This window comes from Neorhizobium sp. BETTINA12A, assembly GCF_023006485.1.
Taxonomy (GTDB): domain Bacteria; phylum Pseudomonadota; class Alphaproteobacteria; order Rhizobiales; family Rhizobiaceae; genus Neorhizobium.
In genome coordinates this window covers 1-12,206 of sequence record NZ_JALBGW010000142.1, presented here as the reverse complement: position 1 = coordinate 12,206, position 12,206 = coordinate 1, and the positions used below count along the sequence as shown (strand labels likewise).

Genomic DNA, 12,206 nt, shown 5'->3' with positions numbered 1-12,206 from the left:
CGCATCGCCGGGCGGCTCTTGCGCCGGGTGCGCGATTTCGCCGAAGTGGCGAGGGCCGAGGCGGTGACGAAGGAGATCGCCGACGAGGCTCTGACCCGGCTGCTGGTCGACAATATGGGTCTCGACCAGCTCGATAAGCGGTATCTCAACATGATCGCCGTCAATTTCGGTGGCGGGCCGGTCGGCATCGAGACCATCGCCGCCGGCCTGTCGGAACCACGCGATGCGATCGAGGACATCATCGAACCCTACATGATCCAGCAGGGTTTCATCCAGCGCACACCGCGGGGCCGCGTTTTGACCGCAAATGCGTGGAAACATCTCGGACTTCAGCCGCCCAAGGATCTCGAGGCGGCGCAGTTCCGGATGTTCACCGAGGATGATTGATTGATTTCCCGCCGCGGGTTCCTGACGTCTCTTACGGGCGGTGTTGCGGCGTTTCTGGCGCTGGCCGGTTATGCGGTGGCCGAGCCGCTGGTGCGGCTGAGGGTCGCCCGGAATGCGCTGACGCCGCCTGGCTGGACGCCGGGGCTGAAGCTTCGGATCGTCGCGCTTGCGGATTTCCATGCCTGCAAGCCCTGGATGCCCGTCGAGAGGATCGCCTCGATCTGCGAAGCCGCCAATGCGCTCGAACCCGACGTCATTCTGCTGCTCGGCGATTATGTTTCCGGCATGCGCTTCATCACCGATCATGTGCCGCCGGATGCCTGGGCCGGGGCGCTTTCGAGCCTGAAGGCGCCGCTCGGGACCCATGCCATCCTCGGTAATCACGACTGGTGGCAGGACAGCGAGGTTCAGGCGAGCGGCGAGGGCGTCCCGTTCGGGCGCAGGGCGCTGGAGGCGGCGGGCATTCCCGTCTACAGCAATCGGGCGGCGCGGTTCGAGAAGGATGGCAGGCCTTTCTGGCTGGCCGGCATCGAAGACCAGATCGCCCTTCTTCCGGACGAGAAAACCCGCCATTGGACGCGCGGCAAGGATGACCTTCCGGCCACGTTGGCACAGATAACCGATGATGCCCCGGTCATCTTGATGGCGCATGAGCCGGACATCTTTCCAACCGTGCCGGATCGCATATCGCTCACCCTCTCCGGTCACATGCATGGCGGGCAGGTGCGGCTGTTCGGCTGGGCCCCGATCGTTCCTTCCCGCTACGGCAGTCGTTATCTCTACGGGCATGTGCAGGAGAGCGGCCGCAATATCATCATATCGGGCGGACTCGGCTGTTCCGGCCTGCCCGTCCGCTTCGGCGCGCCGCCCGAAATCAACGTGATCGATCTGGGATAATCGCATGGCAGGCCGCACTCGCATCCGCATCAAGACAAAGAGCAAGCGCATCTTTCAGATGCGAATTGCCGGGCTTGGGTTCCGGGACGGTCATGTGTTGGTGCATCGCGCCGTGGACGAGGCTTTCTGGACGTTTCCCGGTGGGCGGGCCGAGATCGGCGAGACCTCGGAAGAGACACTCAGACGGGAGATGGTCGAGGAAATCGGCGCCGAGGTGAGCGTTCGCCGGCTGCTCTGGTCGGTCGAGAATTTCTTCCACTACGAAGACCGCGACTGGCACGAGCTCGGTTATTATTACCTGATGGATATCCCGGAGACGTTTCCGTTTCATCCGACGGACATCGTCCATCGGATCAAGGACGAACACGATCTGGAATTCAAATGGGTACCGGCGACAACCGAGGCTCTCCGGGCACTCGACATCCCGCCTTACTTCATCGCCGAGGAGATCGAGAACCTGCCGGTCAGTCCGCGCCATCTCGTCTGGCGCGACGGCGATCTGGATCTGAAATCCTAGTCGGCCTTTTGGGCATTCCAGCGGGTTTGAAAGGCCTCGGCGGTGGATCGTCGGCTGTCGTGCCAACTGACGCCTGAGCCGCCCTGGCGTGCCGGCTGGAACATCTGCGCATTGCTTTCCGTTTCTCCTGCGAAAGGAGAACGTCATGCGGAAGATCGAGATCGGAAACAAGGTCGGACGGACTTGGGGGGAGCCGAGGCCAAGGGCAAGACGATCAAGCGCAAGGCGGATGCCGATGAGCCCGCGTTCCTCATCCGCGTTCTCCAGAGTCAGTCCGAGCTGAGGAAGACCCATGGATAGCGAAATCCCGGATCACATCCCGCCCGCCGAAGTGGCGCAGGCTGCTGAAAAAGGCTTGAAGCTCCGCTCCCAGTACCGCCGCGGCGGCACGATGGTTGGGGTAGCGCGAGCCCGCGACCTCAAGAACCGCAAGTCGATCTCGGAAAAGACGGTGCGGCGGATGGTGAGCTATTTCTCCCGCCACAAGGCGGACAAGCGGGCCGAGAATTTCGGCGACGACGACAATCCGTCCACCGGCTACATCGCCTGGCTGCTCTGGGGCGGCGATGCGGGCCAGAAATGGGCCGAGGAGCATAAGAAGGCGATCGAAAAGGCAAAGAACGACGCAAAGATGCGGCGCTTCACACAGTCGCATTGAGAGTGGCTGCAAGATCCGCGATCGTCTGCCGCAGGAGCGGCGCGCCGCCCGGCTGCCAGCCGAGCGCCCTCAGTTTGTCCGTCGGCATGACGTTGACGGCACCGCGATCTGCCGGGGGTGGCAGGTTGTGATGAGATACCGGCAGATGGCTGAGGATTTCAGGCGTATCGGTCAGAACATCCGATGCGTTAAAGGCGTGGCCGGCGACCTTACCGGTTTCTGTTTCCAGCATGAGGCGAACGGCCGCGGCGACATCGCGACCGTGGATCTCCGTTCCCGCACGCGACGGAACTGGCCGGCCGGCCAGGTAATCCGCAAAGAGCGCGTCCCATTTGTTGGGGCGCAGATTGCCGTAGACGCCGGTGAGCCGGAGAGACGAGGTGGCAAAACCGGGGGCCGAAAGTTCTGCCAGTGCTCCCTCGGTCCAGAGTTTGATCTCGCCGTAGAGTCCCTCCGGCTTTAAAGCGAGATTTTCGTCAAGCACCGTTCCGGTTGGTTGGCCGTCATAGACAGCCCTGCTCGACAGGAAGACCGCTCGGCGCGTGCCTGCCTTTCTGGCGGTCTCGAACAGCTTTACGGTGCCATCGAGGTTCAGGCGGCGGAAGCGGTCGGGATCATCGCCTTCGCCGCCGCGGTATTTTCCGGGCAGATGGTCGAAGGCGGCATGGACAAAGAAATAAGCCTCGTCGAAGGCGTCGATCTGGTCGAGGGCGAGATCGAGCGAAAGGGGCACGAACTCGACGGGTTTGGAAAAGAAGCCGGGCGCTGGCGGATTGCGCCCTCCGACAATGACCGGATAGCCGGCATCAAGCAGACCTTCGACGATGTAGCGGCCGACCAAACCTGTTCCGCCGGACACGAGGACCTTCAATGCTCTTCTCCCGGTTTCGGCAGCGTGGAGAGGGCCGGGATCTCGCGGTCCTCGTAAAACGCCTGCCAGAGGTCGATCAGCGGCCGCAGCCGGTCGGCCTTCGGATGATCCTTCTCCCACGGCTTTTCATACTGGTAATGCAGCACGCCGATGCTCTCCCAGTTCCAGAGGTCGGGCATGTTGAACCAGACGTATTGCAGCATGTTCATGAAGACCGGCAGGCCGTGCCAATCCGGGAAGAAGGTTTCCAGAAACGTCTGGTCGGTGCGCCGCCAGAAGGCGTCCGGCTGGTCGAGCGTCGCGAGCATCCTGTAAAATGTCTCGGCAGACGGTTTGGCAACGAAGACGCCGGAGTTCAGGCGGTGGAAGTCGGAGAGGTTTTCGTAGACGTTCGGGGCGGCCGAGAATTCCGGATAGGCAAACAGCTTGTCGATCGGCTTCAGCGCCAGCGCGTCGGCATCGATGAAGACGCAGGTTTCGTATTCGATGAGCTGCCAGAGTCGAAGCTTGCAGAAATTGTCGAGCGGCGTGTGAAAGTCCGGTTTGCGGCCTTTGGTGAAGGGCGCGGCGCCATGCAGGTTTTTTCGCGCATGCCGTTCGTTGAAAGCGTCGGAGAGCGGCAGATGTTCGACCTTGAGCGACCGGCAGCCGAGGGTTTCGAGCGGGGCCAGCGCGGTGCGCTCGACGCCGCCGGTGTGGAGGACGACGATATCGGCCTCAGTGCCGGTGCGGCGGATGGAGCGGGCCAGCGCGGTGGCGCCCATGGCATAGTCGGCATTGGTGACCAGGGTGACGAAGGCGTTGGTCATGAGGGCGTCCCGCTCACGACACCGACTTCAACCTCACACCCTCCGGGTCATGTTCCACCTTCGCAGCAATGTCTCTCGTCCAGGCGGAGACGGCGGGAACGCGTGATCTATCAACGCGGTAGGCGTATTTCTTCGCGACGTCGACGATCTCGCCCAGCAGTCCTTCGCCGAGCGTGGTCGGTTCGAGGCCGAGGCCGAGGAATTTTTCGTTCCTCACCACCAGCTCGTTTTCCGGCGCTTCCTTGCGCGGGTTCGGCAGCCAGGCGATCCTCGAACCGGTCATTTTCGAGATCATCTTGGCAAGATCGCGCACCCGATGGGTCTCGGTCATCTGGTTGAAGATCTCGACGCGGCTGCTGCGGGCGGGCGGGTTGCTCAGGGCGATCTCGACGCAGCGGACCGAATCCTGGATGTGGATGAAGGCGCGGGTCTGGCCGCCGGTGCCGTGGACGGTGAGCGGGTAACCGATCGCCGCCTGGATGAGAAAACGATTCAAGACCGTCCCGTAATCCCCGTCATAGTCGAATCTATTGATCAATTGCGTGTGCCGGCGGGTCTGTTCGGTGTGGGTGCCCCAGACGATGCCCTGGTGCAGGTCGGTAATCCGCAATCCGTCGTTCTTCGCGTAGAACTGGAAGAGTTGCTGATCGAGGCATTTGGTCATGTGGTAGATCGAGCCGGGATTGCTCGGATAAAGGATCTCCTGGGAAACGGTGCGGCCGTCGGCCGTTTCGATGCCGACCGGCAGGTAACCTTCCGGAATGGCGGCGCCGACCGTCGAATAGCCGTAGACGCCCATCGTGCCGAGATGCACGAGATGCGCGTCGAGATCGAGTTCGACCAGCGCATTCAAAAGGTTATGGGTGGCGTTTACATTGTTGCTGACGGTGTAGTTCTTGTGCCGGTCGCTCTTCATCGAATAGGGCGCGGCCCGCTGTTCGGCGAAGTGGACAATGGCGTCGGGGCGATGTTTCGAAAGCCAGCCCTTCAGGAGCTCGTAATCCCTGGCGAGGTCGATCAGGTGGAAATGGATGCGGCGGCCGGTTTCGGCATGCCAGATGCGGGTGCGTTCCTGGATGCTGTCCATCGGCGTCAGCGACTGGACGCCGAGCTCGGTGTCGATCCAGCGGCGGGAGAGGTTGTCGAGGATGTGGATCTCGTGGCCGGCGTCCGACAGGTGAAGCGATGTCGGCCAGCCGACGAAGCCGTCGCCGCCCAGGACTGCAATTTTCATGAGTTACTCTCCGCTGGTTTTCGACTTATTTCCTGATAGGGAGGATATGTGACAGCACGTCAAAACTGGGGCGGCATTGCGCGCTTATCCAGTGGAGTAGCGGAAATTTCCAAGGCAAGGCCATGAAGGAATACAATTTTTTGTTATCGGGCGAGTTGATGGAAGGTGGCCATCGGCTGGCCCAGCGCGTCTATTATGAAGACACGGATTTTTCCGGCCTCGTCTATCACGCCCGTTATCTGCACTTCCTGGAGCGCGGCCGCACCGACTATCTGCGCTGCCTCGGCTGCGAGCAGAGCGCGCTGCTTTCTGCCGACGAAGAGGGGTTGGTCTTCGTCGTCCACCGCATGGAGATCGACTTCAAGCAGCCGGCCCGCATGGACGATATCCTGATCATCCAGACCGTGACGGAAAAAGCGGGCGGCGCCAAGATGGTTCTCAACCAGCAGATTCGCCGCGGCGAAACGCTGCTGATCGCCGCAAAGGTGGTGATCGCCGTCATCAACAGGCACGGGCGTCCGCGCCGGCTGCCGGAGAGCGTGGCGGAAAAGTTTCTCGGGCGCCCGGCCGGGCAGGTCAATCCGGTTTAGACGGGACCTACGGGCCGCCACAGGCATGCTGCGAATCGGCCATTGCCCAGCTCTGTCCGGTGCGTGCGTTGGTGACGAAATATTCCCGGCCCCGGTCGTCGCCCGCCGGGCAGCGTTTGGGAGTGGAAATCAGGCACATGGTCACTTTGTCGCCGGGCTTGGAGGCGATCAGCGCCTCCTCGCGGGCATAGGAGACCTGGTAGCCTTTGTTGGCATATTCGATGCCGGTTCCGGAGTTGTAATCCTCGTCCTTGACGGGATCCTGGCCGACCCGCGGATGGACGGCAGTCACGTTGGTGACGGCGCATTGGCCGATCTTCTGCGGAAGGGTCGGCGAGGGTTTGGCCCGTCCTGCCGCGATTATATTGGCGGTAACGTCCGCGGGAATGCTGTTGTCGCCGCCGAGTTTCCCAAGGATCGCTATATAGGTGCTGAGAACGCAGGATCGGTCGGAGCCGCAGGCTGAGCGGTCGCTGGTGAAGTCACGCAGCGTCTTGCGGGTCTCCGCCTTGTTGTCCTTTTCGGCCTTTTCCTGGACCCTGGGAAGCACCGTGTCCAATGCCGAAAGGAGCGGGTCGTTGCAGACTATCCGTTCATCGGGCGAGGGGACGCCCTTGCAATCGAACGAGCCGGCGTGCGCCGACGTGGCGATCAACATCGTCAAGGCTATCGTCACCGCACGCCACATGGTCATTCCCCAAAAATCCGCTTCCACAGGTGTGCTACTCCCTGAATGAGAAAAAACTAAGTTGCAAGTCACCGGTTTTCCTTGTTCCAACTTGAAGTGATCTGCGAACTGGCAATTGCAAGGCCGCTCTAAACCATTCGTTAACGATAATGGTGTCTTACTGAGCATTGAGGAATTTGTGCAACGCACGCCTTCCTTTGACCAAAATTGAAAGCGAGAAGCCAAGCTTGGAGCTCAGGGTATCTTGGGGTTAGGGCTAAGCGCATCCAGCGATCAAAGACATACTCGCCTGAGCGCGCTTTTGAACCGCCCGGTCCCTAAAGCCGGGCGTTTGGATTCGGGGATAGTAGATGGAACACGTAGGTTTGGCGGCGGCGGCGAGCGAAGTGAGCCTCTGGTCGCTGTTCATGCAGGCCGGTCTGGTCGTCAAGCTGGTGATGATCGGCCTTATCGGCGCATCGGTCTGGACCTGGGCGATCGTGATCGACAAATATATCAGCTTCGGCAAAGCCAAGCGCCAGTTCGACCAGTTCGAACAGGTTTTTTGGTCCGGCCAGTCGCTGGAAGAGCTTTACCGCACGCTGTCGGAGCGGACGAATACCGGTCTTGCGGCGATTTTCGTCGCCGCCATGCGTGAGTGGAAGAAGAGCTTCGAGCGTGGTGCGCGGTCGCCGATCGGCCTGCAGATGCGTATCGACCGGGCGATGGACGTCACCATGTCGCGCGAGGCGGAAACCTATGAGGCGCGCCTCGGCTCGCTCGCGACGATCGGCTCGGCCGGCCCGTTCATCGGCCTCTTCGGCACGGTCATCGGCATCATGACGTCGTTCCAGGCGATCGCCGGTTCGAAGTCCACCAATCTCGCAGTCGTCGCGCCTGGTATCGCCGAAGCGCTGCTCGCCACCGCGATCGGCCTTGTTGCCGCTATTCCGGCGGTCATCGCCTACAACAAGTTCACCGCCGATGCCGGCAAGCTTTCGGGCCGCATGGAAGGTTTCGCGGACGAGTTTTCCGCCATCCTGTCGCGCCAGATCGACGAGAAGCTGCAGCCGCGCCAGGCGGCGCAGTAAAAGCCTTTCGGGCTCTCAAGGAGTAACGTCTCATGGGCATGTCGGCCGGAGGAGCAAGGGCATCAGGTGGCGGTCGTCGCAGGCGCGGCGGACGTCGCGGCGGTGCGATCAGCGAAATCAACGTGACGCCGCTCGTCGACGTCATGCTCGTTCTGCTCATCATCTTCATGGTGGCGGCACCGATGATGACCGTCGGCGTGCCGATCGACCTGCCGGAAACGCAGGCGAAGGCGATGAACGCCGATACCCAGCCGATTACCGTCTCGGTCAATCCGAAAGGCGAAATCTTCCTCCAGGAAACTCCGATCGGCCTTGACGAGATCGTGCCGAAGCTGCAGGCGATCGCAACGACCGGCTATAACGAGCGCATCTACGTACGCGGCGATACGACCGCGGCCTACGGCGTCGTCATGAAGGTCATGGCCCGCATCTCTTCTGCCGGGTACAAGAATATCGGCCTCGTGACCCTGCAGGAACAGGAGAAGTGATCGCGGCGCCATGAAGGTCAGTCTCGGCACATCGCTGGTCCTCCACTCGCTGGTCCTCGGCTTGGCGCTCGTTTCGCTGAGCGCGCCCGCGTCTTTCGACGTGGCCGACGTGGAAGCGCTTCCCGTCGACATCGTCCCGGTCGAATCGATCACCCAGACCCAGCAGGGTGACAAGAAGGCGCCCCCCAGCCAGAAGCCTTCCCCCAAAGAAACCAAGAACCAGAAGATCGTCGACAACGCCCAGAACGCCGGCGAGAACAATGTCGACCTGAAGACGCCGCCGACGCCGACCACCAAGCCGCAGCCGACCGAAACCACGGCGGCTCCGAAGCCGGTGGAACGGCCGACGCCGACCCCGACGCCTGAACAGAACCAGGTCAAGGATATCGTCAAGGAAGAGACGGCGCCGAAGCCGACCGAGATGGCTGCCCTGCCGCAGCCCAAGCCGGAGATCACGCCGCCGAAGCCGGAACCTACCCCGCCGAAGCCTGAGCCGACGCCACCAAAGCCGGAGGCTGCCAAGCCGACGCCCGCGCCTTTGCAGAGCGAGAACACGTCCGAGACAGGCGAGTTGCCGCAATCGGTTCCGGCGCCGGCTTCGAGGCCGCAGCCGCCGAAGCCCGAACCGCCGAAGGAGCAGGCCAAGCCCGTCGAGAAGCCGGCTGAAAAGCCGGCCGAGACGAAGCCGGTTACGGCTAAGGCAGCTGAAACGGCGAAGACTGACAACAAGTCGACCGCATCCGTCAAGCCTTCCGACAAGAAGGAAGGCAAGCAGCAGGAAACCGCCAAGTCGTCGTCTTCGATGGCGAGCGATTTCAACGCCGATCAGATCGCAGCCCTGCTGAACAAGCAGGAGGCATCCGGCGGCGGCGCCAAGCGTTCGACGCAGGTGGCCTCCCGTGGTGATACCAAGACCATCGGCACCGGCCTCAGCTCCAGCGAGATCGACAACGTCAAGGGACAGATCCAGGGCAACTGGGCGCTGGTCGGCGGCCTGACCGGCGTCTCGGAAGTCCGTGTGAAGATCCGGGTGCAGCTCGATCAGTCCGGCAATATCGTCGGCGAGCCGGAAGTGACCGCCACCGGTGGTCCTGAGGGGACCCGGCGTGCGGTCGAGGGCAGCACGCGCCGCGCCCTGATGAAATCCGCTCCGCTCAAGAATTTGCCCGCCGCAAAGTATGAGGGCGAAAAAGGTTGGAATGTTTTGGTGCTGAACTTCGATCCGTCGGAGTTTGCATTGTGAGCCGGGCAGGTATGGAACCGATGCAGAAACAGATGAAACGGAACCTGCCCCGAAACTCTCGTATTAAGCTGAAAGGCTTGTTTCAATGATCAAGAGTTCTTTTTTTCGCGCCGTGATGGTGGCCGCGGGGATGTTGACGGCATTGATGGCCGCGACCCCGGCCAACGCTGTCGTCGAGATCAACATCAACAAGGGCAATATTCAGCCGCTGCCGATCGCGGTGACGGATTTCCTGTCGAACAACGATCTCGGCGCCCAGATTTCCCAGGTGATCGCCGCGGACCTGCAGCGCTCCGGGCTTTTCGCGCCGATCAACAAAAGCGCCTTCATCGAAAAGATCGCCGATCCCAACAAGGCACCGCGCTTCGAGGACTGGAAGGTCATCAATGCGCAGGCGCTGGTGACGGGCCGTATCACCCGCGAAGGCGACGGCCGCTTGCGCGCCGAGTTCCGCCTGTGGGATACGTTTGCCGGCAGCCAGATGACCGGCCAGCAGTTCTTCACCCAGCCGGAAAACTGGCGCCGCGTCGCGCATATCATTGCCGATGCGATCTACAAGCAGATCACCGGCGAAAACGGCTATTTCGACACCCGCGTCGTGTTCGTCTCCGAAAGCGGGCCGAAGACCGCCCGCCAGCGCCAGCTGGCGATCATGGATCAGGACGGCTTCAACGTCCGCATGTTGACCAACACCAAGGATATCGTGCTGACGCCGCGCTTCTCGCCAAGCCGGCAGGAAGTCACCTACATGTCGTTCGAGGGCAACCAGCCGCGGGTCTACCTGCTGCAACTGGAGACCGGGCAGCGCGAAGTGGTCGGCAATTTTCCGGGCATGACGTTCTCGCCGCGGTTCTCTCCGGACGGCCAGAAGGTGATCATGAGCCTGCAGCAGGAAGGCAATTCCAATATCTATACGATGGACCTGCGCTCGCGCACCACGACGCGGCTCACCTCCACGGCGGCGATCGACACCTCGCCCTCCTATGCGCCTGACGGCGGCCGCATCGCCTTCGAAAGCGACCGCGGCGGACGTCCGCAGATCTACGTGATGAATGCCGACGGTTCCGGCCAGACCCGCATCTCCTTTGGCGACGGTTCCTATTCGACGCCGGTCTGGTCGCCGCGCGGCGATCTGATCGCCTTCACCAAGCAGTCGGGCGGCAAGTTCTCGATCGGCGTGATGAAGCCGGACGGATCCGGCGAGCGCATCCTGACGAGCGGCTTCCACAACGAAGGTCCGACCTGGGCGCCGAACGGCCGCGTGCTGATGTTCTTCCGCCAGAATGCCGGCGCCGGCGGTCCGCAGCTCTATTCCATCGACCTGACCGGCTATAACGAGCTGCAGGTCAAGACGCCTTCCTACGGTTCGGATCCGGCCTGGTCGCCGCTGCTCGAATAGGGCGCCTTGATGAGAGAGGCGGGATTCCGCCTCTTTCCCGCCCCAATCTGCTGAAAATGAACGAAAAGGGACACCGGGAATATTTTGTTAACCATAAGAATTTGAGCATGGTTAACCGAACCCGGTTAGAATCTGGAAACTCTGAAAGTTACTGATCAAGGAGAGACCGGCCATGAGCCGCACCGATACTTCGGCGATGAGCCGCATGCAGATCCTCGCCCGCAATCCTGCCGTTATCGCCCTGACTGTGGCGCTTGCGCTTGCCGGCTGCGCCAACAAGAAGAACCTGCCGAACAATGCCGGTGAGCTCGGCCTCAACGGCGCCGGCGCTGCAACGCCCGGTTCGACCCAGGACTTCACCGTCAATGTCGGCGACCGCATCTTCTTCGACACGGATAGCACTTCGATCCGCGCCGACGCACAGCAGACGCTCGACCGTCAGGCCCAGTGGCTGGGCCGCTATCCGAAATACGCGATCACCGTCGAAGGCCATGCCGACGAACGCGGCACGCGCGAATACAATCTGGCGCTCGGTGCCCGGCGTGCCGCCGCCGCCAAGGAATATCTCGCCTCGCGCGGCGTTCCGGCGAATCGCATGAAGACCATCTCCTACGGCAAGGAACGCCCGGTTGCCGTCTGCGACGACATCTCCTGCTGGTCGCAGAACCGTCGCGCCGTCACCGTTCTCGGCGGCGCCGGCATGTGATCCGAGCAACAGCTCGAAAATAAAAGGCGGTCTTCGGGCCGCCTTTTTGTTTTTTCCATAGTTTAGCCCTGTTTTCCGGGATTTTTGACCGGGAGCTCGGTTGCTTTTTGCCGGCAGTTGGAAAAAATCTCCTCTCGCGCCAATCCGGCGCAGACTAAAGAGCAGGACGGACAAAGATGAAGAAACTTGTCTTGGCAGCGATGCTGGGGCTGATGGCGACGAGCGCCCCGGCTGGGGCTTTCGCATTGCCGAAACTCTTCCAGGGCGGCAATCAGCCTGCTGCAGAACAGCCGCGGGAAACCACTCCGCCCCCGGTCATTCTGGCGCAGAGCAATGATGCCGTCCGTATCCAGCAGCTCCAGGAAGAAGTCCGGCAGTTGAACGGCCGGATCGAGGAAATGAGTTTTCAGCTGCTGCAGATGCAGGAGCAGTTGCGCAAGACGCAGGAAGACAACGAATTCCGCTTCCAGGACCTGGAAAAGAAGAAGCGCACCGAAGTGGACGACGCGACCGGGAAACCGGCCGTGGCGTCCAACCGCGCTCCCGCCGCCCAGCCCCCGTTGCCGCAGACGACTGCTCCCGCCCAGTCCTCCGACGATGTCGCACGGATCATCGAATCGCCGTCCGGTCAGGGTGTCGGCGGGGCGAC

General features: G+C 61.8%; 14 protein-coding genes and 1 pseudogene. 11 read left to right on the top strand and 4 right to left on the bottom strand.

The features are described 5' to 3' along the window. The 4 genes from MOV61_RS23700 to MOV61_RS23685 all read left to right on the top strand — a co-directional run. Positions 1–387 (top strand): Holliday junction DNA helicase RuvB C-terminal domain-containing protein (locus MOV61_RS23700; RefSeq protein WP_309493846.1); only part of this gene is annotated, 387 nt, incomplete at its 5' end. Continuing rightward, positions 388–1,284: a metallophosphoesterase gene (locus MOV61_RS23695; RefSeq protein ID WP_038544891.1), complete on the top strand. Its 897-nt coding sequence runs from the start codon at positions 388–390 to the stop codon at positions 1,282–1,284. A gap of 4 nt (positions 1,285–1,288) precedes the next feature. After that, positions 1,289–1,801, top strand: coding sequence for an NUDIX hydrolase (locus MOV61_RS23690; protein ID WP_247138333.1), 513 nt, complete (start codon positions 1,289–1,291; stop codon positions 1,799–1,801). Between the two features lie 292 nt (positions 1,802–2,093). After that, positions 2,094–2,459 carry a hypothetical protein gene (locus MOV61_RS23685; protein ID WP_038544885.1) on the top strand — a complete coding sequence of 122 codons (366 nt, stop codon included), beginning with the start codon at positions 2,094–2,096 and terminating at the stop codon, positions 2,457–2,459. Here the strand turns inward: MOV61_RS23685 and MOV61_RS23680 are convergent. Genes MOV61_RS23680 through MOV61_RS23670 form a run of 3 tightly spaced genes read right to left on the bottom strand, consistent with a single transcriptional unit; the run spans position 2,443 to position 5,373 of the window. Then, positions 2,443–3,330 carry an NAD(P)-dependent oxidoreductase gene (locus MOV61_RS23680; RefSeq protein WP_247138332.1) on the bottom strand — a complete coding sequence of 296 codons (888 nt, stop codon included), beginning with the start codon at positions 3,328–3,330 and terminating at the stop codon, positions 2,443–2,445. The genes MOV61_RS23685 and MOV61_RS23680 overlap by 17 nt on opposite strands. After that, on the bottom strand, positions 3,327–4,139 hold the full coding sequence (locus MOV61_RS23675; RefSeq protein WP_247138331.1) for a glycosyltransferase: 813 nt from the start codon (positions 4,137–4,139) through the stop codon (positions 3,327–3,329). Before MOV61_RS23675 ends, MOV61_RS23680 begins: the two co-directional genes overlap by 4 nt. Before the next feature lie 13 nt (positions 4,140–4,152). Further along, positions 4,153–5,373, bottom strand: a complete 1,221-nt coding sequence (locus tag MOV61_RS23670; RefSeq protein ID WP_247138330.1) for an NAD-dependent epimerase/dehydratase family protein — start codon at positions 5,371–5,373, stop codon at positions 4,153–4,155. A 122-nt stretch (positions 5,374–5,495) separates the two neighbouring features. Between MOV61_RS23670 and ybgC the strand changes: the two genes are divergently transcribed. Next, positions 5,496–5,963, top strand: coding sequence for a tol-pal system-associated acyl-CoA thioesterase (gene ybgC / locus MOV61_RS23665; RefSeq protein WP_247138329.1), 468 nt, complete (start codon positions 5,496–5,498; stop codon positions 5,961–5,963). Between the two features lie 7 nt (positions 5,964–5,970). Here the strand turns inward: ybgC and MOV61_RS23660 are convergent, their stop codons facing one another. Further along, positions 5,971–6,657, bottom strand: coding sequence for a lysozyme inhibitor LprI family protein (locus MOV61_RS23660; protein WP_051899797.1), 687 nt, complete (start codon positions 6,655–6,657; stop codon positions 5,971–5,973). A 344-nt stretch (positions 6,658–7,001) separates the two neighbouring features. Between MOV61_RS23660 and tolQ the strand changes: the two genes are divergently transcribed. From tolQ to MOV61_RS23630, 6 genes and pseudogenes are all read left to right on the top strand, one after another. After that, positions 7,002–7,721: a protein TolQ gene (gene tolQ / locus MOV61_RS23655; RefSeq protein WP_038544871.1), complete on the top strand. Its 720-nt coding sequence runs from the start codon at positions 7,002–7,004 to the stop codon at positions 7,719–7,721. A gap of 32 nt (positions 7,722–7,753) precedes the next feature. Continuing rightward, complete coding sequence (gene tolR / locus MOV61_RS23650) at positions 7,754–8,209, top strand: protein TolR (protein WP_038544868.1); 456 nt, start codon at positions 7,754–7,756, stop codon at positions 8,207–8,209. A gap of 10 nt (positions 8,210–8,219) precedes the next feature. Then, positions 8,220–9,452 carry a hypothetical protein gene (locus tag MOV61_RS23645; protein WP_247138328.1) on the top strand — a complete coding sequence of 411 codons (1,233 nt, stop codon included), beginning with the start codon at positions 8,220–8,222 and terminating at the stop codon, positions 9,450–9,452. A gap of 85 nt (positions 9,453–9,537) precedes the next feature. Beyond that, positions 9,538–10,851, top strand: coding sequence for a Tol-Pal system beta propeller repeat protein TolB (gene tolB, locus MOV61_RS23640; RefSeq protein ID WP_038544862.1), 1,314 nt, complete (start codon positions 9,538–9,540; stop codon positions 10,849–10,851). A gap of 172 nt (positions 10,852–11,023) precedes the next feature. Next, positions 11,024–11,557: a peptidoglycan-associated lipoprotein Pal gene (gene pal, locus MOV61_RS23635; RefSeq protein WP_038589288.1), complete on the top strand. Its 534-nt coding sequence runs from the start codon at positions 11,024–11,026 to the stop codon at positions 11,555–11,557. A gap of 176 nt (positions 11,558–11,733) precedes the next feature. Beyond that, a pseudogene (locus MOV61_RS23630) lies at positions 11,734–12,206 on the top strand (tol-pal system protein YbgF); the annotation flags it as partial.